Genomic DNA, 26,112 nt, shown 5'->3' on the forward strand with positions numbered 1-26,112 from the left:
TAGACGGGCAAACCTCGTCCACCCGAATCCTCGCGCAATGAAGAGGGAGCTGTCACTCAAAGCGTTCGTCTATGGCCCGATCCCGTAATCGGTCGTCATCGGCCCACCGCTTAAGTTTGCGATCGCATTCTTTGACCCAATTTACTACGACAGGGTCCTGGTGAGTGGCAAGTGGTTGAAGCGCAGACCGGCGAGCCTCAAAAATATCGGCCAGCGATCCGGACCAGTTCGAGGGATACAAGCGCTCTTCATAACCGGATAGGATAGCCGCCTTATCCGGAGCAAGGTCAAGCAATGCAATCGCTTGTGGAGCCAATGAGGCCTCACGATTACTATCACCCCCTGTGAATAGCCGGATTGCGGAGGCCAATGCGGGATAGCGCTCTGAGGGGGCCACATTGGCCCATGAGAACAAGATGTCCTCTGGTACTTCATCGAGGATATACCCCCGTGCCGCCCCTATATCGCCCAAACGCCAACAGATGCTCTGATCACCTACGAATATTGTCATAGCAATATTCGGCTGCGCCCGGAATAAGATCTTGAGAAGATCGACATAGTTGTAAAACGAGATTACATGGGATGAAAATACCTGCACCATAGTTTTGCAAATCGTAGTCGCGCATTCTTTAGCGTCTACTCCCTCCAAACATGAGTTAGCGATACCGGCTAGTTTATAGTCGTCCATATCGGTTAGCTCCGAGTAGTCGCGCCGCAATAGTAAGTGCCTTCCACATTCGATTAATTCGGGATCCGCAGTTATTCCTGGCTCACTCGGCGTATGCAATTTCCTGAAAAGGATATCGAGCGCTACTTCCAAACCGCCTGGCGAAGCGGAGATTGCCATGAGTAACCGTCTAAGGTCATAAGCAGCGATGGGGTCAGAAACTCGGCCATCCGCTAAGAAGATGAACCCCGAGGCAGAAGCCAGACCAAGTTGGGCCGAAACCAGCAGTCTATTAATTCCAGCCTCATCGATAGGCACCGCACATTGGAGAATTGGGAAGAGTGGGCCGAGTGCGGGATCGGTAACCGTGGCGTCTAACCATTCGGCAACTCGGGCAGGGGCTAAATTGACCGCCCCGGAAAGGAAACCGAGCAGCACTTGGATATTTCGTTCGCCAAGGGAGATCGACATCAAATTTTTGACCAGAGTTTGCCACATCTCGTCGATATCATCCGCGCCTTCCGCTAGCCCCATTCCAAAAGCCCACCGCCGGTCAACCTTGTGGCATGTAAAAAGATCGGGGAGCAATGCATCGAGTATATCGTGACGGGTAGCAACTCGACGTCCTATCGATCGCGTACGCTCCTCCACTTTCTGATAGGCCTTGTCGGGCTCATCCTCTGCTTCTTCCTCGCCGTCGGCGACATCAAGCTCTCCCCAGGCACCGGAAAAAACATAAGCGCGGGCCTCGTACAACAATCCAGTAGGCCTTAAGGTTTCCTCGATAGCAAGCAGCCGCTTGAAAACCTCTTCCGGCATCTCATTGGAATCGAAACGCAAGGTATTTCTGACGCTTATCCATCCCTCAAGCCAAAATCCACGAACCGCCATAACATCGACGAATTCTTGCAATTCGTCAGCCGTGTTGGCTGTAAGCCACAGGCTCTGAAACTTTCTTGCAATTATTGAGGATATTGGGCCGATTAAAGAAATGTTCGAAACCACTATATCTAATACGAAACGTAGTACGGAACGATACCAATCCCAGATTTCCTCGAAAGTCTGCGGATGCCAGCCGTAATCCCGCGAGCGTGCTCCAAAATCAAACCCATGAAACGATGAAAATCCCTCTGTTTTCAACATTTCACCGAGCGCCATCAGACCACAGTTTTGGTTATCAACGGCTTCCGAATTCAGTAGTTTCTCGACAACTTGCAAACGTAGAGTCACAGGCGCATGGGTGCCGGACAGGTAGAGGTGAAAAAGCTCTTGGAACAGGCCTTTTGTCGAGTTGTAATTATTGTTCGGTGGTCCCGCGATCACGAAACGGGCCAGGAGTTCGCACGCGCGCTCGAAAAATTGTGGCTCGTAAGCAAGCGACCTTAATAATACTGCAATCGGATAACGATCCAGGTTTTTCAGGTCATCAAGCAACTTAGCGGAATGCCCATTCAATGCCCGCTCAAGCGCATCGATGGTTTTTTCAGGAGCCACCGGGGCCACGTTATGGAACATGGCTAATTGCGTGGGTCCCAGCGTATTGATATCCGACAGAAATCCGCCATCGGATAACCACGAGCCCACTATTTTTTGAGCGGTTTGATTGTCATGCAAATACCCCAAGCGACGGGAAAATGACTGCTTGAGCCTATCGGGGGCCTTGGAAATCAAGACATCGCAAATTCGCTCTGGCATTAATCGATCTAGCGCGTGCGATGCCAGTTTGTTCGCCAGCGCATGTGGCAGTACCGCTCTCCACTTGCTTCTTTGTTGCAGAAGGTCTCGAGCTTTCAGTTCGGCGATATGTCGGTAGAGCTCATCGAGCGATAATCCTGCCAAATCTGCGAGTATCGGCAATTCCGCATCGACTCCCGTCGACGTTTCGCCATCGAACGAATAAACCAAGGAACACGCTTCGGCCGCCCGCAGCAAGCTCCTGTCCTCGGAATGACGCTGGTGAAAAAGGCGCTTGAACAGCTCTTCGTCGGTGAAGCTCGCGATACTATCGCCGCGCCGGACGGTCCGGCCCAATGCGAGAGCAACTTTAGCGTTTCCACCAGAGAAATCGGCTATACGCTTGCGATCGACTTGAGAGACTTGTGGCGCACGTTGAGCGACCAGTTGCTCGATGAGTCCGTCTGAGGCTGCCTCAAGCCGGAAGACGTCCGTATCCTCAGGATCATCTTCGCCCACATCGTATTCCACAGTCAGCAAACTGACCCTACTTTCGGTAACCGAACATGCCGATGCAAGTGCCCGATGCGTCGTTGGCAGGCAATTGTCGACTATGACGACGGTCCGTAGGCGAGATTGCACCAGTTGCTGGATCAAGTCTCGCGGGGAAGGTGTGGGAGCGTCCGCAAGGTCGGTATAAATCGCAACGGAAGGATCGACGGGATTGTCGCCTACTGTTGCGTCAAAGAGAGCTTGTACAAGGCGAGTCTTACCGACGCCGGACAAGCCGATCAGCCGAACCGTCCCAGTCGGACGTGACAAGGCGTCGCGTAGGCGAGAGAGTCCCTGCTCGATAGTCAAAGACCCATCTTTGCTAGTCCGACCATCGTAGATGCGGCATTTTCCATCGCGTAGATACTCGCTACCTGGCGACTCCCTGGGTGCCGACCAATTTCCGTATGCCTGCCATCCCTTCAGCGGCTTACCCAGGCGTTCTCGTACCCAGAATGCGACGCCGGGATATAGGCTGACCCAGGATGCAATGCGGTCCCGGTCATAAAAGTCCAAAACCAGGTTATCTGAGTTCGGTACGTCACGAACAGCCTTGCGCATTGCAGCTTGCCTGTTCCGGAGTGCGCGATCAGCGGTCGAGCCCTTGGAGCTAACGATGATATAGGCGCCACCATCACGTGCCAGTTCTTGTATGACCGGACGGACATGTCCTTTTGGACACATCTCTTTCGATATTTCTGCCGATCCCATATCAGGCACTTTCACCTGAAAACCGGTGCCTGGACGGGGAATGAAATCCGTAGGCTTAACGCCGGATTCAAGCACTACCCGCACATCTATTCCACCATCCGGCGCATTCTGATCGCCACCCGCTGTTACGCCCGCGATGGGAAGACCATATTCTCGAAGCTCTGCCGTGCACAATCGAGCAACCAGCGTTCGAAGGTCTGTATCGTCGAGTTCAGCAATGTCCTTGCCGGTGATATCAAGCATGATGGTGAGAGTCAGTGGATGGAAATCGGCCCGACTATCGTTACTGCCAATAACCACCTCAGGCCGGCAGAACCTACCGTGAGTGAGTAAATACAGCGCCCTTGTACGTTGAATATTTCATAATGACTCCGGCCACTGCCGAGAGGCATGGAATACCCGCAATACTTCCACACTGCCGTTCCGAATCCGATAAGGAATAACGTAGGGATAATGGGCCATCACGAGCTCGCGGGTTCCCGGTACTCGGCCGGGTCTTCCCAGGTCGGGATTATCGGCCAGCAAGCCGGTCAACCGGAACGCTTCGGCCACCATGGCTTGCGCCGCCATGCGGTTATTTTGTGCGATGTACTCCGCCGCGGAATCCAGGTTAAAAAGCGCTTTGCGCAGCCATTTAACCCGCATCTCTCTGCCATTTGTCGCGGACTCCCTGCACCTCTTCTTCTTCCGCAAAATCACCCTGGTCGGCTTCGGCAATCGCTCGTCGAATTTCGGCTACTTGCCACTCCTCCGTTTTTAGATAAGCGCGGATCGCTTCGACAGCGAGGAAGGATTTAGTGCGTCCGGTCGCCTGAGCCAAGACTTCCAATTGTCGCTTGATGTCTTCGCTGATTCTGAGCGTTAAGGAACTCATGGTGGGTTACCTCGATACCGTGTTTTGCAGTGCAAGGCAGTGTAACACGCTGTCTCACACTGACTTGGGGGCTGCGGGATGCGATGCGTTCAAGTGCCGCGATCGGCCCCTAGCCAGCCGGTATCGGCAACTTGCCGTCGACCAGGAAAATGGATAGCTCGAAACCGTGGAAAGCCGCCTGTTCTGGGCTGTAGAAACTGACATGGTCGCCGATGGTTTCGGCCTGCCAGTTCTGCGTCGATTCCGGACGGCGGCTGGCCAGGGCCGACGGCGTGAACAGGGCGACATTGACCCCGCCTTCGGGATGGCGGGCGGAGGTAAATTCGAAAGCTTCCACACCGGCGGCCCGCATCTCGCTGCCCAACGCCTGGGTCGCGACATAGCTGGCGGGATGGACCAGCTCGGCTCGCCAGGCGTCGAAAGGGGGCTGGTGGAGCCTCACCCCTCGCCTGCAGGCATAACGAGCTTCGAACATGGTGTGCTGGGTGGCCAGCGGGGCTTTGGGCGCTACCTCCATGCCTTGCCAGAACACTAAGCGGTAATAAGCCGCCTCGGCGAGGACCGTATCGACCGCCAACGAGCCGTAGAACAGGCTGGGCTCGTGACGCCGGCCGAAGCGTGAGCCGTGGCGCAACGGCGGGTAGCGGAATGGCGTGGCCAAGAGGTAATGGAGAGACGCGGTACCCGCGGCCAGCGGGGGCTTGGCCGTTTCCAGCAGCTCTTCCAGCAGGGCCTGCTCTTCCAGGGTTGAAACCAGGCGATGGGTGGCGATTTGGACCTGGCTTTCCACGATGCGGAACAATGAACCTTCGAGTGGGACACAGGAATCGGCCCCGGCGCAGGCAGACCAGATTCCGGCGCTCAAATCTTGCCCCGCATCGCATCCAGGTATTCGACCACGCCCACCAGACCCTGCACGCTGCGCACCTGCTCTGCCGGCACACCGCCGGTGTGGCGGTTGGCGGTGTGCATCCAGTGCTTCATTTGCCCGACATCGCCGCCTACCAACGCGAACAGCGAGCGGTAGGCGCGGATGAACAGCAGCGCCAACTCGCCCGACTTGGTTTGCGGGTCTATCCCGTTACGGCTGATGGAACTGCGGTTCCGGTCGATGATTTCTTCCAACGCCGCCTGGCTCAAACCCAGTTCCTTGCCCGCCCTGAGAAATGCGGTCGCCAGCACCTGCGAGGACTGGGCCTTGATCTTGAGTACCGTGTTCATGGTCGACTCTCCGGCGTTTCACGCGCAACAGATTTTGCAATTATTATAGCAACTTTATTGCAAATGCAGCACGGCACCGCTCGGATTCATCAGAGATGCGCCAGTTGAACTGGAGCCCTCACCGCTTGCGCCGCTTCTCCAGGCTGTGCCGCCAAGACTGGGACAAGGCCGGAATGCTCAACGCTTGCTCGATGATTTCTTGCTGGCGGGGATGCTGACCCAAGGCCAGCATGGCGTCGCGGATGCTCAGACCCACGGGGTCGACACCGACGCGCTCGATGGGATCGCCCACACCCACTTGGCCTTCCCGGAGTATGCGCAGATAGAATCCGACCCGGCCGGAATGGTGAAAGCGGGCGACGAAGCCGGGATCGCTCATGACGATGCCCAGCTTGTAACAGGGCACGCGCGGCTGGGTGACCTGGGCCTCTATCGGCCCGATGCGGAACGTGTCGCCGATGTGGACCTCGTCGTCCGTCAAGCCGCTGACCGTGAGGTTTTCCCCGAACAATCCGTTGGCCAGCGGCCGGCTCAACTCGCCTTCCCACCAGCGGTAGTTGACGGCGCTGTAGACGTAAACCGCCTTGTCCGCGCCGCCGTGGTTTTCGAGATCGACCTGCACGTCGCCGGCTATGCCCGTCGCCGTGACCATTACAGGTCCGGTCACCGGGATCTTGTAGATGCCCGTGCGGACCGGCTTACCCCGGTACTCGACGGTCTTTTCGGTCGCCAGACTGATCGCCAGTATCTGCATGGTGCTTGCCTGCCGTGGGTTGAGGGGAGTTCAGAACAGGGTTCGCTGAGCCACCGGCGCGAAGCTGAGACGATGCACCGGGCTGGGGCCCAAGGCCGTGAGCCTAGACTTGTGGGCGGGAGTCGGATAGCCCTTGTGCTCGGCAAAACCGTAACCGGGGTAGAGCGCATCCAGTGTTTGCATCTCGGCGTCGCGGGCCACCTTGGCGAGTATGGACGCGGCGGAGATCTCGGCCACGCTGCCGTCACCGCCGACGATAGCCTCGCCCGGGCAAGGCGGGTCCGGGTAACGGTTGCCGTCGACCATGACCCAGTCGGGCTTGATCGGCAATGCCAGGTAGGCGCGGCGCATGGCCAGCATGGACGCCTGCAGGATGTTGATGCGATCGATTTCGGACGGTTCGGCACGGCCCAATGCCCAAGCCACGGATCGCTCGCGTATCAGCTCTGCGAGTGCTTCGCGCCGCTTGGCGCTGAGTTTCTTGGAGTCGTCCAGGCCGATGATCGGCTCTCCCACCGGGAGAATGACGATGGCGGCAACCACGGCACCGGCTATGCAGCCGCGACCGACCTCATCCGTTCCCGCGCACAGGCTTGCGCCGTCAGGCCTCATCGCTCAGCGTATGATGCTGCGCCCGGTGGTTTTGAGAAACTCGGCCAGACAAGCTACTTCGTCCGTTTCCTGGGCCATTTCTTCCAGCGCCTTGATGGCGTCGTCCAGTTTGAGACCGGATTTGTAGATGATCTTGTAGGCCTTGCGGATCTGGCGGATGGCTTCGCTGCCGAACCCCTGCCGCTCGAGTCCCACGCTATTGATGCCGTGCGGCTCGGTGGGACGTCCACCCACCATGACATAGGGGGGAATGTCGCGGGAGATGACGCTGCCCATGGCCGAGAAGCTGTACCGACCGATCTTGCAGAACTGGTGCACCAGGGAGAAACCGCCGAGTATGGCGTGGTCCTCTATCGCCACATGCCCGGCGAGCGAGGCGGCGTTGGCCATGATGACATGATCGCCGACCACGCAATCGTGGGCGACATGGGTGTACGCCATCAGCAGGTTGTCGTTCCCGATGCTGGTCAAGCCCCGGTCCTGAGCCGTACCGCGGTGCAGCGTGCAGTATTCGCGGATGATGTTGCGATCGCCTATTTCGAGACGGGTGACCTCACCATGGTATTTCTTGTCCTGGGGATCTTCGCCTATCGAGCAAAACTGAAAGATCCGATTTTCGTTCCCTATACGGGTCGGCCCCCGTATCACCACATGCGGCCCGATCGTCGTCCCCGATCCGATGCGCACCCCGGCGCCGATGATACTGTAAGGTCCAATACTGACGTCGACCGCCAGTTCCGCACTGGGGTCGACGAGGGCCGTGGGATGTATCAAACAGTCTACTCCGCCGCCGCACACATGATTTCGGCGCTGGCGACGAACTCGCCATCGACCTCGGCCTTGCACGAAAACGCCCAGATATTGCGCTTGTGACGCACGTAGGTCGCTTCCAGGAGGAGTTGATCGCCGGGCACCACGGGGCGCTTGAAACGGACCTTGTCCAATCCGACCAGATAATAGGTCTGCCCCTTACCCAAGACATCCGGCGCGGATTCACCGGCCAGCAAGCCCGTCGTCTGGGCTAAGGCCTCGATGATCAGCACCCCCGGCATGATGGGGACCTCGGGAAAATGACCGGTGAAGAAGGGTTCGTTATAGGTCACGTTCTTGAGGCCGAGCAAACGCTTGCCGGGCTCGCACTCAAGGACGCGATCGACCAGCAGAAAGGGATATCTGTGAGGCAGAAATTCCTTTATTTTTTGTATATCCAAGGTATTTCCTTGTTTTAGTGTCGGTGGACGTGCGAGACGCTAGGCGGCCTTATTATTTCTTGCCGCCTTTAAAGCCGGACAGCAGTCTCTTTTCCACTTCGGCCGTCACGTCGATGCCTTCGCTGGCATATACCACACCATCGGTCAGCAGGAGATCGTAGCCACCTTCCTTGGCCAAAGACTGGATCGCCTCAAAAATAGACTTCTGCAACTGGGTCAGTTCTTCGTTGCGGCGCAGATTGAAATCTTCGCGGAACTCATCCTGGGTGCGCTTGGCTTCACGCTTGCGATTGAGGATGTCCTTATCCAGCTTGTCGCGCTCGGCTTCGCTCATGACTGCCGCATCTTTGGCCAGACGGTCTTCCAGCGCCTTGATTTCCTTGGCCTCGGCGGCGAGCTTCTTGTCTCGGGGCGAGAACTCGCGCTCCAATTCCTTCTTGGCCTGCTCGGCCTGCGGCGCTTTTTCCAACAGCCGCGCCACATTCACGAAGCCAATCTTCAAATCGGCCGCGTAACTGTTTGCGCTCAGGAACACTCCCAACAGCAGGCAATAAAAACTCTTTCTAGGCATGTGCAATCTCGCTGATAAACGGGGTTAATCTAACCAATTAGCCGAAGAAACTGGACGAAACTAAGAGATACTCGGCGGCATTATACAAGATCAGACGGCGCGGCCGCGACCTCAAATGCCGCTGTGTGGGCTTCTGGCGATCAAAAACCTTGGCCGAAGGAAAACTGAAAGCGCTGGACCTGATCGTCGAAATTAAAGCGCTGCCCCGACGAATCTTGATAAGTGCCACCGCTGGCGTTAAGGGGCTGGGCGATACTGAACACCAAAGCACCGAAAGGCGACAGCCATTTCGCCGAGATGCCCGCCGAGTAGCGGATATCCCCCAAGTCGTATTTGCTCGCAAATACATTGCCGGCATCGAAGAAAGCGCCCAGGCGCACGCTCTTGTTGTCCTGCATGAAGGGCACGGGAAAGAACAACTCGGCGGTGCCCACGATCTTGCGCGATCCGCCGAATGCGCGCGAGGAAAATCCTTGCGGCGGGGTGTCGCGCGGACCCAGCGTATTGGCCTGGTATCCGCGCACCGACTGCGGACCGCCCGCGTAATAATTTTCGAAGAAGGGCAAGTCGCCCGTACTGCCGTAACCGTCGCCGTAAGCCACCTCGCCGTCCAGCATCAGCGTCAAATCCTTGGCGACGGGGAAATAGTGCTGCACCCGCACGCTGGCCTTGAAATATTCCAAATCGCTTACGGATGGCATGGACGCCAAGGCGGAGACGCGTTCAATACCGCCGTTATTGGGGAAGATGGCGCGGTTGAGCGTGTCGTGCGCCCATCCCAGCGCCATTGTGAAGGCATTGAACTGGTCACCGTATTTCTCGACGAAGCCCTTGTCGATACCGTTAAACGCGTAATCGGGGTTGGAAATTTCCAAGGACGTGCGGCCGCCCACATTCAGCTGGGTATTTTCGTAATCCAGGTTGAGCCGCAAGCTACTGAACTCGCCCAGCGGAACGCCGAAATTCACCCCGGCCTGCATCACGTTGCTGGAATAGCTGACGATATTCATCTGCGCGGCGTTGGTCCGGCGGTAACTGAGATCGAAACCGGAACTGATGCCGTCGAGCGTGGTGTAGGGATTGAAATAGCCGATCTTGTAGATGGTGTTGTACGAACTGTTGTTGAACGTGAAGCTGACCCGCTTACCGGAACCGAAGATATTGTCCTGAGTCACGCTGGCGTTGAACACGATGCCCTGCAACTGGGAAAAGCCGACGCCCGCCATGAGGTTGCCGGAGGCTTTTTCCTTGACCGTGTAGTTGACGTCGATCTGATCGTTGGTGCCCGGCACCGCGGGCGTTTCGACGTTCACTTCCTGGAAGTAGCCCAGGCGCTCCAGACGGGTCTTGGAACGCTCGATCTTGGCCGTCGACGCCCAGGCGCCTTCCATCTGCCGCATTTCGCGGCGCAGCACCTCATCGCGCGTCTTGGTGTTGCCCTGCATGGTGATGCGGCGGACGTAGACCTGTTTGCCGGGATCGACGAAGAAGGTCATGTTGACCGTCTTCTTCTCCTCGTTGATGTCAGGCACCATGTTGACGTTGGCGAAGATATAACCTTCGTCTCCCAGACGGTCGGAAATCGCTTTCGAAGTCTCGGTCGCGGCCTTGCGGGAAAACGTGTCGCTGGGGCCGATCAGGACCAGCGGCACCAATTCGTCCGGGGAAACGATGGTCCTGCCGGTGAGCTTCACCTCATCGACCGTATACACATCGCCTTCCTTGACGTTGATGGTGATATAGATCTCCTTCTTGTCCGGCGTGATCGAAACCTGGGTCGACTCGATGTCGAACTTGAGATAGCCGCGGTCCAGATAATACGAACGCAAGCGTTCCAGGTCGGCGGCCAGCTTCTGTTTCGAGTATTGATCGTTCTTGGTATAGAAAGACAGCAGATTGGGGGTGCCGAGCTCGAATACCGAGATCAGTTCGCCGTCGGGAAAGGCGTTGTTACCGACGATGTTGATCTGCTTGATCTTGGCGACCCTGCCTTCGGAAATTTTGAGCGTGATCGCGACCCGGTTGCGCGACAGGTCCGAGACTTCGGAATCGATCTTCAGGCCATATTTACCGCGGCTGTAATACTGACGCCTGAGTTCCTGCTCCACTTTATCGAGGATCTGCCGGTCGAACACACGGCCCTCGGTCATGCCTATGCCTTTCAGGCCCTTCATCAAGTCTTCGGTGCTGATGTCCTTGTTGCCTTCGATCTTGACTGCGGCGATCGAGGGGCGCTCCTCGACCCGCACAATCAGAACGTCCCCGTCCTGCTCCAACCGGACATCCTTGAAAAAGCCCGTCTTGAACAGCGACTTGATGGATTCCGCCGACTGGCGCTGATCGAAGGTGTCGCCGACTTTGACCGGCAGGTAGTTGAACACTGTGCCGGCGGAGATGCGCTGCAAGCCCTCCACCCGTATGTCCTCGATAACGAAGGACGACGCCGTCCAGGCCGGCGAGGTCAGCGCGAGAGCCATGCTGAGTATGAAGGGAATACGGGTGCGTTTCATCGTGAACGGTGATGTGAACCGGGCGATGGCATCCATTCCCGGCGAAAAGGTAAGCGGAGGCGGAGCCTAATCGCCCCGGAGGTCCTGCTCGACCTGTTCGATGCTGATGTGGCGGATGTTCTTGCCCTTGGCGTAATAAACCACGTACTCGCAGATATTGCAGGCGCGGTCGCCGATGCGCTCCAGGGAACGCGCGGACCACATGATATCCAGACACACCGGAATGGAACGGGGATCTTCCATCATATAGGTGATCTGCTGGCGCATGATGCTTTCATATTCCTGATCCACCTGGCGGTCGTCCTGGACCACCCGCAAAGCGGCATCGACATCCATGCGCGCATAGGCATCCAAGGCCTCTCGCAGCAGCCCCCTGACGTGGGAAGCCAGATGGCCGAGGTCGGTCAGTTGGTTCTTCTTGGGAATATGACCCGCCAAATCGATGGCCTGGCGTGCGATGCGTGCGGCCTCGTCGCCAATGCGTTCGAGGTCGGTGATGGTCTTGATGACCGCCACCACCAAACGCAGGTCGCGCGCCGTGGGCTGGCGCAAGGCCAGAATCTGGGTGCATTCGTCGTCGATCGCGACTTCCAGCGCGTTGACCTTGTAATCGTCGGTGATGACCCGCTGCGCCAATTCCACATCACCGTCGTTCACGGCCTTCACGGCTGCCTCGACCTGCTCCTCCACCAATCCGCCCAGACTGAGCACCTTGCTGCGGATATCCAGCAATTCGTGGTCGTATTGCCTGGAAATGTGCTGATGGAGGTTGTCGCGCTCGTTGAGTGTCGCCATGTCCGGTTTATCTGGGTGTAGGCTCGGGGATATCCGAGATAGATAAAGCCGGATTCTATCAACTCCCCTCTATTCGCGAAAGGCATAGCATACCGTCCGGGTGGTGCCCAAACACGTCGATCCCGCATCCTGGGCGGCGCAAGCCCCAACCGCAGGTCGCCCGCGCACCGGAACGGAACTTCCCATGCCCCGGAAAATCGGCACCTGTCGGCGGCGCCGGTTCCGCATGCGCTTTCTTTTTGCGAAACTTGTCGCCATTCGAGCCTGACTAAGCCCGTACCGGGTTGCGACCCGCCCGGACCCCCTCCTGCAAACGAGACGCCCATGTACCTGATCAGCAACTTCCGCGGCACTCCGTTCTACAGCAGACCCTCGATCCACGGAGGAAGCGATGACGGCGCAGGACTGGTCGGGCTGCTCGACGGTTTTCTGGAAACCGTGACCGGATTGCTCGCCTCGGGTGGCGGAATGCCGCCATTCCCGGGCATCGCGACGCTGGCAAGCAACGTCCATCCCATGATCGTGCATTTTCCCATCGCGTTGCTCGTTACATTTTTCGCGCTGGATATCGCGAGTCTCGTCTTGCGCAGACCAGCCCTCCGTTCCGCCGCGGACTGGACGCTTTATCTGGGCGCCATCTCGGCGGTGGCGGCCGTGGGAGCGGGATTATTCGCCGAAAGCATCGTTCCGCATGGTCAGGCGATCCACGAAACCATGGAATGGCACAAACGTATCGGCATCAGCATTGCCGGTCTGGCGCTAGTCCTCGCCTTATGGCGGGCCTTAGGCCACGGGCTGCGCTCGTCCATGGCCCGCGCGCTGCATTTCTTCCTGGCCGCGCTCATGGTCGTCCTGATCGGCGTGGTAGCGGATCTCGGCGGCTACATGGTTTATGGACACGGCGTGGGCGTACAAAGCTTGCAAGAAGCGGACGATCATCATGACCACGCCGGCCCCGACGCGCCTTAAAGGCCCACAGAGAATTTGACGGAATCGTCAAGGGCGGACAGACTGATCGCCTGTATCCTTCGGAGTCAAGGCACTCAGCATGGCGGTCTCGTCGAGTCGCAAAATTTCGTTCTTGATCGGTGTCGCCTTGCTCTCGGCGTGCACGACGATACGCACCAAAACACCGCTCGGAGCCACGATAGACATGACGGAGGAAGAGTTCGCCGCCTACCTGGAGCATGTGTTCCGTCATCACAACAAGGTGGTAGATGACTTGATGTTCGTCATGGCGCACACGGATGCCCCCACCCCGGCCGACCAAGACTCCTTGCCGCTGGCGGAAGCCAAGATGGCCCATGCCTGTTTGCCGCTCAATGAAGCGGTGTCCGAATCGGCGACGGGCAAACTTCCAAGCTTCTGGACCCGCATGCAATTGGCCGACGCCGTACCCGAATGTGAAACGGCTACCCGCAAGGTCGAGAGTCTGATCCCGGAAGACGAAGCGCCGCCGGCCCCTCCTAAGCCGGACACCCCGTGAGCCACGCACTCTTTGCTTATGGCACCCTGCAGGCCGCTGAACTGATGCAGGCTCTCGTCGGCCGCGTGCCGCCCCGCCTCGCCGCCTCCTTGCCGGACTATGCTTGTTACGCCTTGCGCGGCTACGCATATCCCGGTCTGCGCCGTCAGCCGGGCGCGTCGACCTCAGGCGTGCTATATACGGACCTCGGGACGCAAGAACTCAGCGTGTTGGACGCTTACGAAGACGACTTCTACCGGCGTTGCCCGGTGACGGTGATCGCCGCGGGGGAAGCTCGCCGCGCCGAAGTCTACGTGATAAGCGAGGAGCACTACGACCTGTTCGACGGGCGACCTTGGGATTACGAGCATTTCCGCGCCCGCGCGCTGAACGAATTTCTGCGAATCAGAGCCGTACGGACCGAATTATGAAGATCGATACCGAAATACGCGATGGCAAGACTCTGCTACATTGCCACGAGGAGCGACTGGACGCCCATAACTCGACTGAGCTGAAAGATACCTTGCTGCGCCAACTGGAAGCCGGACCGCCGATGTTGATACTGAATCTCGCCGAAGTGCGCTTCATTGACAGCTCGGGATTGGGCGCCCTACTGTCCGGATTCAAGAATGCCAATCTGCGCCAGGGCAAACTGGTGCTGGTCGGCTTACAACCACGGGTGCAAGCCATGTTCGAGCTCACGCGCCTCCATCGCGTGTTCCGGACCTACCCCACCCTCGCCGCGGCGCTGCTCAGCGCCCAAGAGGAGGAACCCAGCCATGACGAGAAATCCGGGAATTGACCTGGACATCGCCTTACCGCCCCAAACCCGCTATCTGGGGCTGATCGGGGCCATTGCCGAACAACTCGGCCGCGGCTTGCCCGACTACACTGGCGACCGCGACATCTTGGCCTACGATTTGAACCTGGTACTTACAGAAGCCCTGGTCAACGCCATTCAGCATGCCGGCGACGAACAGGGCCAGCAAGCGGTACGCGTATCCATTCATCTTGAAGACCGCGATCTCCGCATACAAGTCATGGATCAAGGCTGCGGCTTCGACCTGTCGCAAACCCCACCGCTCGACCCCGGCGGCTTATGCGAAAGCGGACGCGGCCTGTTCTTCATACGCTCATTGATGGATTCCGTGTGCTACCGCAAGACCGAGCAAGGCAACGTGTTGGACATGTGCAAACATCTGGACTGAAACGCGTCCCTCACCGATCGTCATCAAACCGAACAGCCAAGGTATAGGCCCATGACTCCGCGCATCTCCCGACTGATCCTGGCGATCGGCCTGTGGTTCGCCCTGCCCTTTTACGCCCAGGCCGGCGTCTACAAATGCACCGACGCCAAAAACCGCGTGTTCTACCAGGACCGTCCCTGCCAGGAGCTGAACACCGAACGCCTGCCCAGCCACTTGGCGCAGCAACTGGGTGGCCAGGATAACCAGCGCCCTTTTCTGTGGAAAACCTCGTCCGAGAAGGGCACGGCCTACCTGTTCGGGTCCCTGCATTTTGGCACGCAGGACATGTACCCACTGCCGGAGTCCGTGGCGAAAGCTTTCGCCGCCTCCGACGTGCTAGTCGTGGAAGCCGACCCCAAGAACCAGGAAAACGGGGGAGCCGCCGGTAAAATCGCCCAGGCGGGACTCTATGGCGAAGGCGCCGATCTGGAAGATCACGTCAAACCGGCAACCTGGCAGAAGCTGTCGAGCATCGCGAAAAATCTGGGCCTGCCCGAAGAGACCCTGCACCGACAAAAGCCCTGGCTGGCCATCCTGACCCTGACCGGCCTGATGTACAAGCAGGCCGGCCTCAGCCCGGAGTTGGGCATAGACCAGAACTTCATCAAAGAGGCAGGAACCCGCAAGCCCATACTGGAACTGGAATCCGTGGATCAGCAGGTCAAGCTTTTCGATGCGTTGGCCGCCCAGGAGCAGGAACAGATGCTGATACAGTCCCTGGCGGAATTCGAGCGCGGCCCGGACTTGGTCAAAAGCATGCTGGACGCCTGGAGAAAAGGCGATGTCGAAGCCATGGACATCATCGTACGCCAGAGCTTCAGTAACGATGCCGTGTCCGAAAAGCTGTACAAGCTGATGTTCAGCGACCGCAACGCCGCCATGGCCAACAAGCTGGAAGAACTTATGGCGGACGGTCGCACCTACTTCATAGTGGTAGGCGCCGGCCATCTGGGCGGTGATCAGGGCATCCTCAAGCTGCTGGAAAACAAGGGCTATAAAGTGACACAGCCGTAGGAGACCGTGCCCCCTTAGCCGCCTGTGGCGCTCATGTGGCGGAAAATGACGGGCTGCCCCTGGAGATCGAAATAATGGCGCTCCGGCTTGATGGCCATCGCGTCGACGATGGCCGCCTTGAGCCGAGCCGCATCGCCCGGATGAGCGCGCAACACCCGTTTCAGATCCACCGAATGCTCATTGCCGAGGCATAACAGCAAACGCCCTTCCGCGGTCAGGCGCACCCGGTTACAACTGCCGCAAAAATTATGGCTGTGCGGCGAGATAAACCCCACCCGCATAGAACTGCCGGCTACCTCGAAATAACGTGCGGGCCCGCCGCTCGTTGCCGCACAGGGGACCAAATGATAGACGCGTTCGAGATCGCGCCGGATGTCGTCGCTGGAGTAATACTGTTCGGCGCGGTCGTGACCGTCCACCACGCCCAGCGGCATTTCCTCGATGAAGCTGATATCCAGACCCTTGGCCTTGGCGAAGGCGACCAGGTCGGTCACTTCATCGTGGTTGCGATGCTTGAGTATCACGGCGTTGAGCTTGACCCGCTCGAAGCCCGCCGCCAGTGCGGCATCGATGCCACGCAACACGCGGCCCAAATCGCCGACCCGGGTCAGGGCGCGGAACCGGCCCGCGTCCAGGGTATCCAGACTGATGTTGATGCGCCTCACCCCGGCGGCGCGGAGCTCTTCGGCACAGTTTTCCAATTGCGAGCCGTTGGTGGTGAGCGTCAGCTCCCGGAGCCCATCCAGCCGGCCGATTACGCGCAACAGATCCGGCACACCCCGGCGCACCAGCGGCTCGCCGCCGGTGATGCGTATCTTCCCGACCCCCAGTTCGACGAAGGCGCGGGCGACGGTTTCAATTTCCTCCAGCGTCAGTATTTGGGCACGAGGGAGAAACTCCATGTTCTCGCTCATGCAATAGACACAGCGGAAATCGCAGCGATCGGTGACCGAAATGCGCACATAGTCGACCCGCCGCCCATAGCGGTCGATCAACTGGCTGGTCGAATTCGGCAGAGACTGGCTCATAAGCGAAACGAGTACGGGAGAAGCGGCGCACATTCTGCCACTCCCTATCCCTTAATCAAAGAAAATTACTCGGAAATAGTCCGGCTCCCGATTTGACCGTGTCGAGTCAGTCTTGTCCCAAAGCCTGGCGAAAAAACTCCGGCGCGACGAAGGCCGCCCGGTGGATATCGGCGTTGTAATAGCGTGTCGCGAACGGTTTGGCGCGGGCGTCGGCCTCGCGGAAACGGGTAAGATCGCCCTTGCCGGCCAGGGTGCCGCTCCACCAGCCTGTGGGATAAATGAACTGGGGGAAGAACAGGGTGCGCGTATTCGTAAAGCCGGCCGCCTTCATCGTATTCCGCATGGAATCGATCAAGGACAGGTGGAACAGCGGCGATTCGCTCTGCTGCGCCAGGATGCCGTCGGGCCGCAGGCAGCGCAGGCACTGGCGGTAGAAAGCCTCGTTGAACAGACCTTCGGCCGGACCGACCGGATCGGTGCTGTCGACGATGATCACGTCCACGCTACCGTCGGGCGCGTCCTTCACCCACTGGATGCCGTCGATGAACAGCAACTGGGCACGCGGATCGCTATTCGACTCGCAAAGCTCCGGGAAATAATCCTCGGCGAGCCGCGTCACGCGTTCGTCGATCTCGATCTGCACGGCGCTTTCCACTTCCGGATGCCTGAGCACTTCCTTGAGGCTGCCGCAATCGCCGCCGCCGATGATCCACACGGTCTTGGGATTCGGGTGGGTATACAGCACCGGATGCGTCATCATCTCGTGGTAGAGAAAATTTTCGCGGCTGCTCACCATGGTGCAGCCGTCGATCACCATCAACTTGCCGAAAGCCTCGGTGTCGTAGATTTCCAGATGCTGGAAAGCGCTCTGCTCCTCGTGCAGCTTGGCCTTGACGGCGATGGACAGCGCCGCGCCGTCTTTGGGATAAACCTCGGTGAACCACTTGTTCGCTTCTAGCATGAAAAAACACCCGCGTGATTGGAAAGCGCGGGGATTTTCCACATAATTCGCCCCTTTTGAAAGCGTATTTTTATGACCGCATCAGCCTGGGATTTGCAACGCGCACGCGAGACCTATTCGATCGAGCACTGGGGCGATGGCTATTTCAACATCAACGGGCAGGGTCATGTGGTCGCCTACCCGAATCGCACGCCAGTAGCCGGAGCGGTGGATCTCCACGAAGTCGCCCGGGCTATCCGTAAGGAAGGCCTGTCCCTGCCGGTGCTCGTGCGCTTCACCGACATCTTGAAGAATCGCGTCGGCCTGCTCCATCAGGCCTTCGCCAAGGCGAGGGAAGACCTGGCCTATGGCGGAACGTATACACCGGTCTACCCGATCAAGGTCAACCAGCAGCGCGGCGTCATCGAGAGCCTGCTGAACAACGGCCACGGCCCATTGGGTCTCGAAGCCGGCAGCAAGTCGGAGCTGCTCGCCATCCTCGCCCTGGCCAAGAGCGGAGTGATCGTCTGTAACGGCTACAAGGATCGCGCCTATATCCGCCTGGCCCTGATCGGCCGCCGGCTGGGCCTCGATGTGTTCATCGTGGTGGAAAAGCTCTCGGAACTGGAACTGATCCTGGCCGAATCCAAAGCCTTGGGCATACCGCCGCAGTTGGGCCTGCGGGTCAGGCTGTCGTGCATCAGCGCCGGCAAATGGCAGAACAGCGGCGGGGAAAAATCCAAATTCGGCCTGCATGCCAATGAAATCCTCAAGCTCATCGACGTGCTGCGCGCCCACGACGGGCTGGAATGGCTGCAACTCATGCATTTCCACATGGGCTCACAGGTGGCCAACATCAACGATGTGAAGACCGCCATGCGCGAGGCCGGCCGCTACTACGCCGAACTGCGCAAGCTGGGCGCACCCATCCTCTACACCGACGTCGGCGGCGGCCTGGGTGTCGACTACGAGGGCACGCACTCCAGCAGCGACTGCTCCATCAACTACAGCATCGACGAATACGCCCACGCCATCGTCCGCGCCCTGCACGAGATCGCCGACGAGCACGCCCTGCCCCACCCCAATGTCATCACCGAATCGGGCCGGGCCATGAGCGCCCATCACGCGGTGCTCATCACCAATATCATCGACGTGGAATCGACGCCGGAACAGTGGCCGGAACCCACCCAGTCGCAGTCCCAGCCGCTCAAGGACTTGTGCGCCCTGCTCCGCCGCCTGCCCGACGAACCGCCGCTGGCACTTTATTTGGACGCGCAGTTCGACCTGGCCGAAGCGCGCTCCATGTACGTGCGCGGCACGCTCAATCTGCAGGAGTTGGCCGAAGCCGAGCGCATCAACGCCGCCATCTGCCACGCCGTGCGCCAGCGTCTGGATGTCCGCTTGCGGGCGCATCGTGAGGTGCTGGACGAACTCAACGAACGCCTGGCCGACAAGGTCTTCTGCAACTTCTCGGTGTTCCAGTCCATGCCGGACGCCTGGGCCATCGACCAGATCTTCCCCGTCATGCCGCTGCAAAGGCTGGACGAAGAACCCACCCGGCGTGCCGTGTTGCAAGATTTGACCTGCGACTCCGACGGCCAGATCAACGCCTACCTCGACCGGCAAAGCATAGAAACCACGCTCCCGATACACGACGTCAAACCGAGCGAAGGCTATCTGCTGGGCATCTTCATGGTGGGCGCCTACCAGGAAATCCTGGGCGACATGCACAACCTGTTCGGCGATACCCACTCGGTCAACGTCGAACTGGACGGCCAGGGCGGCTACCGCCTGGCGCAGCCCATGCGCGGCGACGGCGCCGACGACCTGCTGCGCTACGTCCACATCGATCCGGAAGAACTCAAACGCGCCTACCTCAAGAAGCTGCTCGACGCCGGTCTGGCCCCCGGGCAGCGCAAGTTATACGAAAGCGAGTTGATCGCGGGTTTGAGCGCTTACACCTACCTCGAAGAATGAACAGCCCGCACCCGCCGCTTCTGGCGCGACAACTACCTGCCGCGCCAGGCCTTAACAGGTTATGGCGCTCGCGCCCCCCCTGTCGATGAAAGCATTCGCGCGATCGATCGGGCTTACGCCGTGGAGAATAGAAAAACCGGGTAGATGGCAATGCCATTCGTGGCGGGCGCCGAAAAAGATTGTCTTCCTGGATTTTCGGCGTAGTATAGGCATCGGTATAAGATGATCCGCGTCAAGCCAGTCAGCGTAGTTTCTATTTGTCAGCCAAGTACATTTCTGCTCCAACTGTCCCGCCTTTCAGCAATACCCCCTTATTCTTTCAGTAAGTCCTTTCATCGGGAATATTGGGGAATATTGAAACCTTCCTGCGCATTCCGCGCTTATTTTCAAAGAGTCAATATGTCACAACAGCAAACCGGAACCGTCAAATGGTTCAACGAAGCCAAAGGATTTGGGTTTATCCAGCGCGAAAACGGCAGCGATTTATTCGTGCATTTCCGTTCGATCGTGGGCCAGGGCTTCAAGTCCCTGAGCGAAGGACAGAGCGTCCGATTTGACGAGGTCAACGGCCAGAAAGGGCCGCAAGCCGAGAACGTCGTCGCCTTGTAATTCCGCCGACGAAGCTCCCAGCTTATAAAAAAGCCGGCCGCTGATAACGGCCGGCTTTTTTGCGTTCAGCGTTCAGCTCATGCCAAGGTGCTGGTTGCAGAGCTTGCCGGGGGTGGGCTTTTTCAGCTCGGCCTCGTGGCCGGGCTAGGCGACGGGACGCTAGGGGAAGCCGGCTTTTTCTTCTTCCGGTGTCATGCTGGTCCTCGGCAGGAACAGATCAGTCCAGCGTTTTGAACAGACCGGCGTTGATGCCGTGCCGGCTGAGCAGGCGGTAGAACTCGGTGCGGTTGCGTTTGGCGAGTTTGGCGGCCTGGCTGACGCTGCCTTGGGTCATCTGCAGCAAGCGGACCAGATAATCGCGCTCGAACTGGTCGCGGGCTTCCTGCAGGGATAACAGGCCATCCGGCGGCTCGTCGCCCTTGAGCGCGCGCTGCACCAGGGTGACGGGTATGAGCGGGGTCGTGGCCAGGGCCAGGCAGTGTTCCACGACATTGCGCAACTGGCGGATGTTGCCCGGCCATTCGGCATGTACCAGGAATTCCAGGGCCTCCGGGGAAAATCCCTTGACCCGATCGCCGTAAGACTCCGACAAGTCGCGCAAGAAATGCATCGCCAGCAAGGAAATATCTTCCAGGCGTTCGCTCAGCGGCGGCAGCTCGAAGCTGACCACGTTGAGCCGGTAGTACAAATCCTCGCGGAACTCGCCTTCCGCCATGGCTTTTTCGAGGTCGACATGGGTGGCCGAGATGATGCGCACATCCACCGGCTCATCGCGGGTCGCTCCCACCGGCCGGATGCTGCGATCCTGCAGCGCACGCAACAGCTTGACCTGCACCGGCTTGGGCATGTCGCCGATCTCGTCCAGGAACAAGGTGCCGCCGTCGGCGGCCCCGAACAGACCGATGTGATCGCGGGTGGCGCCGGTGAAAGAGCCTTTTTTGTGGCCGAACAACTCCGATTCGAACAGATTTTCCGGGATGGCGTTGCAGTTCACCGCCACGAAGGGACCTTCCCGCCGCGGACCGGCCTCGTGTATCGCGCGGGCCAGCAGCTCCTTGCCGGTGCCGCTCTGCCCGCCGATCAGCACGCTGGCCTTGTTCTGCGCGACGCGCCTGGCCTGACTCAGCAATTCTTCCATCGCCGGGCTTTGGGTGACGATCTTGGCGCGCCAGGGATCGTCCTCCATGCCGCACACGCTGTTGAGACCGATCCGGGTGGCTTCGTCGACCACCCTGACCAGTTCGTTCTTATCGATAGGCTTGGGCAGGAAGGCGAAGACTCCACGCCGGGTCGCATCGACCGCATCGGTGATGGTTCCGTGCGCGGTCATGATGAGGATGGGCAGCGTGGGATAACGCTCGTGCAGGGCATCGAACAAAGCCAGCCCGTCCATGCCATCCATGCGGAGGTCCGTGACCACGACATGGGGGCGAAAGATGGCCACCTTGGTCAAGGCCGCCGAACCGCTGTCCACCGTTTCGGTTTCGAAGCCGGCCGAGCTGAGGCGTATCGTCAACAGCCTGAGCAGGTCCGGATCGTCGTCGACCAGCAGTATGCGCTTGCGTATTTCATTCATGGCTTGCGCCCGCCTTCGGAACCGCCCAGGTCACGTTCAATGGACTTGAGGGCATCCAATTTGTCTTTGAGGTCTTGAAGTTCACTCTCCCGCGTCTTGGCCGTCTTGCGGCTCTTCTGCACGGACTGCTGGGTCTGCTGCAATTGTTTCTCCAGACTCCGGACCTGCTCCTCCTTGGCCTGCCATCGGCTGAGAACCTGCTCCTGAAAAGCCAGCCAGCTGCGCACCGGCGGTTCTGCGAGGCCGTCGCGAAAAGCGGACAAAGCGGCGAGCGTAGCCTGCCGGTCGCCGCAGCCATCGGCCAGCATCTGGATTTGCAGGATATGCAGTTGCTCCCCGGCACCGGGCTCGGCACCGGCCAGCTCCCGCACGCGCGCGCATTCGGTCACGCGAATTTCCGGGGTCATGGCCGCCAGCTCCTCGCCGTAGCGCAACAATTCGTCCAATTCGGTGCTTCGATATCGGGCTTCGGGTGGCGGTGGAGGGGGTGAAGGCGGCGCCCGGTCTTTCCACCAGGAGCAGGCGCTGAGCAATGCAAAGGATAAAACGAGACTGTGTCGTCCGACTGGATTCATGTACGGCTCGGATATTTGGGAAGGTGCACGCGGAGTCGAGCGCCTCTGCGTCCGTCGCGAGGTTCGAGCGCCCAAATGACGCCTTGGTGCGCAGCGATACATTCGGCGGCGATGGCCAATCCGAAGCCGCTGCCTTTGACGCCGAACTCACGCGCGGCGCTGCCTTGATAAAACGGCTCGAATATCTTCGAGCGCTCGTCGGGGGGAATCCCGGGACCGTCGTCTTCGATCTCCAACTCGACGGCATCGCCCGCGTCGTTGAGACCGATGTCTATCCCCCCACCGGAAGGCGAGTATTTAACGGCATTCGACAAGAGGTTATCAACCGCAGTTTTCAGTTGCTCCTCGTCGCCGACCAGGCTGAGCTTATGCAGCCCGGCACGCACCGTCACGTCTTTCGCCCTCAATTGCAGACGGTAATCCTCGATGAGCCGTTCGACCACGTTGTGCAGGTCCACCGGCTCGGGCGGGCGCATGTTGATGCGGGCGTTGATGCGACTGTACTGCATCAGTTCGGCGATCAGGCTTTCCAATCTCTCCGCGTTATGCGTGACGATGCGGACGATTTCGCGTTGTTCCGGGCTGAGCTCCCCCACCACTTCGTCGGCCAGGAGTTCGACACCCTCGTGCAGATTAGCCAGCGGCGTCTTGATTTCGTGCGAGACGTTGCGCAGGAAGCGTTGCTTGGCCTCTTCCAGCTCCAGCAGCCGGGTGCGCAGCCACTCCAGTCGCATCCCCAGATACTCCAGATCGCGCGGCCCCCGGATTTTGATGGGCTTGGCGAACTCTCCCACACCCAGCGAGCGGATGGCGTGGTCCATCTGGCGTATCGACCGCAAGACCACATAGAGGAAGAAGCTAATGACGATCAGACCGACCGGAGCCAATGTCGATGCCTGCCACAACAGGCGCTGCTGCACCGAGAGCAGACGCGAACTCAATTCTTCGGCTTCCGTATCGACATGGGCGGAATAGCCGAGCGAAAGCTCGGAGGCCTTGGCGCGCAGGCGCTGAAAGGCGTCGGCGGCCTGCTTCATGGCGGTATCGGTTCTTGCGGCGGGACGCTTGCCGGGTTTTTCGGACGGAGGCGCGTTGATCAATGACTGGAACAGGGATTCTTCCTCGCCCGCGAACTCATGCAGCAGCGCGGAAAGACTTTCCGGCGCGGTGAGGGCCTTGAGCGCCCCCACCGTCTCGACGAATTCTTTATGTCCGGCCTCATAAGCGGCGCGCGCGTTGACGTCCCGCAACACCAGGTATTGTTTGCCCTTGCGCTCGAGGTCGGTCAAATTATCCAGCAATACCCGGCTTTGACGACTTTCCACCGCCACGTGGTCGACCGTTGCGCGCGAAAGGGCGGCCAACTCCTCGACCGCGAACACCACCGACACGACAGCCAAGGTGAGCGGCAGCACCGCCAGGCCGAAGCCCAGTATCAGCAGATGTCGCAATGAAAACGAACGAATTTTCAGGGGAATGATGCGCATGGAAAAGCAGGATCGGGTAGAGTGAGGTGCCCCGATCGGGTTACAGCCGTGATAAGGTCGGGCGATGCAAAGAATTTTATCGTCGCCACAATACCAGCGGAAACCGTAAAATGACAGGAGGATAGTCACTCACCGCATATCGCCGGATGGCCCCGCCTCTCATGCCCCCTCTTTCCCTGCAAACGCTCGCATCGCCCCTCGTGTTCCTGGCGCTGTGGCATACGCTGGCAACGGCCCTCGATTCCCCCGCCCTGCCCGCGCCGCCAGCCGTATTGGAAGCTTTGGGCGAAGAACTGCGATCCGGCCGGCTGCCTTACCATCTGGGCATCACCCTCCTGCGCCTGACGGCGAGTTTTTTGCTGGCGATGAGCCTGGGCACGGGCATCGGCATCCTGCTCGGCCGGCACGCGAAACTCGACCGCTTTTTCGATAGCTGGCTGGTGGTCTTCCTCAACACGCCGGCTTTGGTGACCATCATACTGTGTTACGTCTGGTTCGGCCTGGAAGAAAGTGCGGCCATCGCAGCCGTGGTCATCAACAAGATTCCCAACGTCGTCGTCACCGTGCGCGAAGGTGCCCGCGCCCTGGACCGCGACCTGCTGGAAATGGCCCGAGTCTACCGGTTCGGCCGCATCAAAACCCTACGCCACGTAATCTGGCCGCAACTGTTCCCCTTCCTGATCGGCGCGGCGCGCACCGGCCTGGCCTTGATCTGGAAGATCATCCTGGTGGTCGAACTGCTGGGCCGCAGCAACGGCATGGGCTACCAGCTCCATCTCTATTTCCAGATGTTCAACGTGGCCGGCATCCTGGCCTATACCGTCGCTTTCGTCGCCGTCATCCAGTGCATCGAATGGCTAGCGCTCAAACCCCTGGACCGCCGCGCCAGGAGCTGGAGACGATGAGCACGCTGCACATAGACATCGACCGTAAAGCCTTTGCCGGGCCCCATGGCGAACATCTCGCCATTCAGGATCTGCGTCTGGACATGGCGGCAGGGGAGTTCGTTTGTCTGGTTGGTCCCTCCGGCTGCGGCAAGACCACTTTATTGAATCTGGTGGCCGGGCTGGATCCTCACTACGAAGGCAGCATCCGGGTGGAACCGGAAGGCCGGCCGCCGCATACGAGTTTTGTGTTCCAAAACCCCCGCCTGCTGCCCTGGCGGACGGTCAGACAAAACATCGACCTGGCGCTGCCGCCGGGTGCGGACGCCCAGTGGGTCGATCACCTGTTGCAGGTCATGGGACTGGAACACGCGCAGTCCCAATACCCCGAACGCCTCTCCCTCGGTATGAGCCGGCGGGTCGCCCTGGTGCGGGCCTTTGCCGTCAAACCCGATCTGCTGTTGATGGACGAACCCTTCGTCTCCCTGGACCCCCCGACTGCTCGGCGCGTCCGCGCCCTACTGCTGGCGGTATGGGCCGAACGCCCGCACACCGTGCTGTTCGTCACCCACGACCTGCGCGAAGCCATCGCCCTGGCCGACCGGCTGGTCTTCCTCAGCACGCATCCGATGAGCAGCATCGCCGAAATCCCCATCGCCACGCCCAGAACGGACCGTGAAACCGACGGCTGGATCGAAGAGTTTCGCCAGCGACTCCTGCAGGAACATCCCGTCATCCGCCATTTGCTATAGGCAGGAACCGGCAGCCATAAGGTCCGGCCGGCTGCACCGACGCCCGGTCGCGCCGCACCTGGCCACCTGCATTAGGCGAACGTGCCAAAACGACGGTGCCGTCTTCGACCGCGCGGCGTACGACGCCCACCCCGGCCCGCGATCAGCCAGACCGATACTGGCACCAGTAAACAATAAATTTCGCATGCCTCGTTTGACCAGGACCGGAGCCTTGGTTTAGCGTTATATCTAACAAGAATTAACGAATCGACCGATAATCTGGCCCAGCTCAGGCACTCAGGACTAAACGAAGCCGTTTCAGGCCGTGACAACACCCAGAAAAGCTCTATAAAAAGCGCCATGACCGCAGTACGGCCGCGCCAGCCCCTGCTGAGCGGACGCTTCGGCACATTATTCGATATATTTT

Annotated in this window: 27 protein-coding genes; 10 read left to right on the forward strand and 17 right to left on the reverse strand. The window is 59.3% G+C overall.

What is annotated here, in order from left to right; translation table 11 throughout:
* Window positions 1–52: 52 nt before the first annotated feature.
* The 12 genes from JWZ97_RS10695 to phoU form a co-directional block, all read right to left on the reverse strand.
* The gene (locus JWZ97_RS10695) at window positions 53–3,847 is read right to left on the reverse strand and encodes a hypothetical protein (protein ID WP_205428772.1); all 3,795 of its coding nucleotides are present in this window, start codon (window positions 3,845–3,847) and stop codon (window positions 53–55) included.
* A 117-nt stretch (window positions 3,848–3,964) separates the two neighbouring features.
* Window positions 3,965–4,249, reverse strand: a complete 285-nt coding sequence (locus JWZ97_RS10700; RefSeq protein ID WP_205428774.1) for a type II toxin-antitoxin system RelE/ParE family toxin — start codon at window positions 4,247–4,249, stop codon at window positions 3,965–3,967.
* On the reverse strand, window positions 4,239–4,478 hold the full coding sequence (locus JWZ97_RS10705) for a CopG family ribbon-helix-helix protein (protein ID WP_205428776.1): 240 nt from the start codon (window positions 4,476–4,478) through the stop codon (window positions 4,239–4,241). The genes JWZ97_RS10700 and JWZ97_RS10705 overlap by 11 nt, the downstream gene beginning before the upstream one ends.
* Before the next feature lie 109 nt (window positions 4,479–4,587).
* On the reverse strand, window positions 4,588–5,343 hold the full coding sequence (locus tag JWZ97_RS10710; RefSeq protein ID WP_205428778.1) for an RES family NAD+ phosphorylase: 756 nt from the start codon (window positions 5,341–5,343) through the stop codon (window positions 4,588–4,590).
* Window positions 5,340–5,699, reverse strand: a complete 360-nt coding sequence (locus tag JWZ97_RS10715; RefSeq protein ID WP_205428779.1) for an MbcA/ParS/Xre antitoxin family protein — start codon at window positions 5,697–5,699, stop codon at window positions 5,340–5,342. The genes JWZ97_RS10710 and JWZ97_RS10715 overlap by 4 nt, the downstream gene beginning before the upstream one ends.
* A gap of 118 nt (window positions 5,700–5,817) precedes the next feature.
* Window positions 5,818–6,453 (reverse strand): MOSC domain-containing protein, encoded by a 636-nt coding sequence (locus JWZ97_RS10720; RefSeq protein ID WP_205428781.1) that lies wholly within the window; start codon window positions 6,451–6,453, stop codon window positions 5,818–5,820.
* Between the two features lie 30 nt (window positions 6,454–6,483).
* Window positions 6,484–7,065, reverse strand: coding sequence for a ribonuclease HII (rnhB, locus tag JWZ97_RS10725; RefSeq protein WP_205428783.1), 582 nt, complete (start codon window positions 7,063–7,065; stop codon window positions 6,484–6,486).
* Window positions 7,066–7,068: 3 nt separating this feature from the next.
* The gene (gene lpxA / locus JWZ97_RS10730; RefSeq protein WP_205428785.1) at window positions 7,069–7,839 is read right to left on the reverse strand and encodes an acyl-ACP--UDP-N-acetylglucosamine O-acyltransferase; all 771 of its coding nucleotides are present in this window, start codon (window positions 7,837–7,839) and stop codon (window positions 7,069–7,071) included.
* 5 nt (window positions 7,840–7,844) lie between these two features.
* A complete protein-coding gene (gene fabZ / locus JWZ97_RS10735; protein ID WP_205428787.1) occupies window positions 7,845–8,276 on the reverse strand; it encodes a 3-hydroxyacyl-ACP dehydratase FabZ in 432 nt (143 codons plus the stop codon).
* 52 nt (window positions 8,277–8,328) lie between these two features.
* Window positions 8,329–8,847, reverse strand: coding sequence for an OmpH family outer membrane protein (locus tag JWZ97_RS10740; RefSeq protein WP_205428789.1), 519 nt, complete (start codon window positions 8,845–8,847; stop codon window positions 8,329–8,331).
* A 140-nt stretch (window positions 8,848–8,987) separates the two neighbouring features.
* Window positions 8,988–11,357 (reverse strand): outer membrane protein assembly factor BamA, encoded by a 2,370-nt coding sequence (bamA, locus tag JWZ97_RS10745; protein WP_205428791.1) that lies wholly within the window; start codon window positions 11,355–11,357, stop codon window positions 8,988–8,990.
* Window positions 11,358–11,423: 66 nt separating this feature from the next.
* Window positions 11,424–12,152, reverse strand: a complete 729-nt coding sequence (phoU, locus tag JWZ97_RS10750) for a phosphate signaling complex protein PhoU (protein ID WP_205428793.1) — start codon at window positions 12,150–12,152, stop codon at window positions 11,424–11,426.
* A gap of 324 nt (window positions 12,153–12,476) precedes the next feature.
* On the opposite strand from phoU, the gene JWZ97_RS10755 reads away from it, so the two are divergent.
* The 6 genes from JWZ97_RS10755 (at window position 12,477) to JWZ97_RS10780 (ending at window position 15,878) form a co-directional block, all read left to right on the forward strand.
* Window positions 12,477–13,121 carry a DUF2231 domain-containing protein gene (locus JWZ97_RS10755; protein ID WP_205428795.1) on the forward strand — a complete coding sequence of 215 codons (645 nt, stop codon included), beginning with the start codon at window positions 12,477–12,479 and terminating at the stop codon, window positions 13,119–13,121.
* Between the two features lie 79 nt (window positions 13,122–13,200).
* Complete coding sequence (locus tag JWZ97_RS10760) at window positions 13,201–13,638, forward strand: hypothetical protein (RefSeq protein ID WP_205428797.1); 438 nt, start codon at window positions 13,201–13,203, stop codon at window positions 13,636–13,638.
* The gene (locus tag JWZ97_RS10765; RefSeq protein WP_205428799.1) at window positions 13,635–14,048 is read left to right on the forward strand and encodes a gamma-glutamylcyclotransferase family protein; all 414 of its coding nucleotides are present in this window, start codon (window positions 13,635–13,637) and stop codon (window positions 14,046–14,048) included. Before JWZ97_RS10760 ends, JWZ97_RS10765 begins: the two co-directional genes overlap by 4 nt.
* Window positions 14,045–14,419 carry an STAS domain-containing protein gene (locus JWZ97_RS10770; RefSeq protein WP_205428801.1) on the forward strand — a complete coding sequence of 125 codons (375 nt, stop codon included), beginning with the start codon at window positions 14,045–14,047 and terminating at the stop codon, window positions 14,417–14,419. The genes JWZ97_RS10765 and JWZ97_RS10770 overlap by 4 nt, the downstream gene beginning before the upstream one ends.
* Window positions 14,397–14,825, forward strand: a complete 429-nt coding sequence (locus JWZ97_RS10775; RefSeq protein ID WP_205428802.1) for an ATP-binding protein — start codon at window positions 14,397–14,399, stop codon at window positions 14,823–14,825. Before JWZ97_RS10770 ends, JWZ97_RS10775 begins: the two co-directional genes overlap by 23 nt.
* Before the next feature lie 51 nt (window positions 14,826–14,876).
* Entirely contained in the window at window positions 14,877–15,878 is a 1,002-nt protein-coding gene (locus JWZ97_RS10780; protein WP_205428811.1) for a TraB/GumN family protein, read from the forward strand.
* Between the two features lie 14 nt (window positions 15,879–15,892).
* On the opposite strand, the gene moaA is transcribed toward JWZ97_RS10780, so the two are convergent.
* Both moaA and speE read right to left on the reverse strand, forming a co-directional pair.
* Complete coding sequence (gene moaA, locus JWZ97_RS10785) at window positions 15,893–16,906, reverse strand: GTP 3',8-cyclase MoaA (protein ID WP_205428813.1); 1,014 nt, start codon at window positions 16,904–16,906, stop codon at window positions 15,893–15,895.
* 106 nt (window positions 16,907–17,012) lie between these two features.
* On the reverse strand, window positions 17,013–17,867 hold the full coding sequence (speE, locus tag JWZ97_RS10790) for a polyamine aminopropyltransferase (RefSeq protein WP_205428815.1): 855 nt from the start codon (window positions 17,865–17,867) through the stop codon (window positions 17,013–17,015).
* A 72-nt stretch (window positions 17,868–17,939) separates the two neighbouring features.
* Between speE and speA the strand changes: the two genes are divergently transcribed.
* Both speA and JWZ97_RS10800 read left to right on the forward strand, forming a co-directional pair.
* Entirely contained in the window at window positions 17,940–19,823 is a 1,884-nt protein-coding gene (speA, locus tag JWZ97_RS10795; protein ID WP_205428825.1) for a biosynthetic arginine decarboxylase, read from the forward strand.
* 399 nt (window positions 19,824–20,222) lie between these two features.
* Window positions 20,223–20,432 (forward strand): cold-shock protein, encoded by a 210-nt coding sequence (locus tag JWZ97_RS10800; RefSeq protein ID WP_205428827.1) that lies wholly within the window; start codon window positions 20,223–20,225, stop codon window positions 20,430–20,432.
* Between the two features lie 217 nt (window positions 20,433–20,649).
* Here JWZ97_RS10800 and JWZ97_RS10805 read toward each other — a convergent pair whose 3' ends face one another.
* The 3 genes from JWZ97_RS10805 to JWZ97_RS10815 form a co-directional block, all read right to left on the reverse strand.
* Window positions 20,650–22,008, reverse strand: a complete 1,359-nt coding sequence (locus JWZ97_RS10805; RefSeq protein ID WP_205428837.1) for a sigma 54-interacting transcriptional regulator — start codon at window positions 22,006–22,008, stop codon at window positions 20,650–20,652.
* Entirely contained in the window at window positions 22,005–22,454 is a 450-nt protein-coding gene (locus tag JWZ97_RS10810) for a hypothetical protein (protein ID WP_205428839.1), read from the reverse strand. Before JWZ97_RS10810 ends, JWZ97_RS10805 begins: the two co-directional genes overlap by 4 nt.
* A gap of 125 nt (window positions 22,455–22,579) precedes the next feature.
* Entirely contained in the window at window positions 22,580–24,070 is a 1,491-nt protein-coding gene (locus tag JWZ97_RS10815) for a cell wall metabolism sensor histidine kinase WalK (protein WP_205428841.1), read from the reverse strand.
* Between the two features lie 161 nt (window positions 24,071–24,231).
* Here JWZ97_RS10815 and JWZ97_RS10820 point away from each other — a divergent pair, with 161 nt between their 5' ends.
* Together JWZ97_RS10820 and JWZ97_RS10825 are read left to right on the forward strand one after the other, a co-directional pair.
* The gene (locus tag JWZ97_RS10820) at window positions 24,232–24,975 is read left to right on the forward strand and encodes an ABC transporter permease (RefSeq protein ID WP_205428843.1); all 744 of its coding nucleotides are present in this window, start codon (window positions 24,232–24,234) and stop codon (window positions 24,973–24,975) included.
* On the forward strand, window positions 24,972–25,706 hold the full coding sequence (locus JWZ97_RS10825) for an ABC transporter ATP-binding protein (RefSeq protein ID WP_205428852.1): 735 nt from the start codon (window positions 24,972–24,974) through the stop codon (window positions 25,704–25,706). Before JWZ97_RS10820 ends, JWZ97_RS10825 begins: the two co-directional genes overlap by 4 nt.
* The last annotated feature ends 406 nt before the right edge of the window (window positions 25,707–26,112 follow it).

Source organism: Methylococcus sp. EFPC2, assembly GCF_016925495.1.
Classification (GTDB): domain Bacteria; phylum Pseudomonadota; class Gammaproteobacteria; order Methylococcales; family Methylococcaceae; genus EFPC2.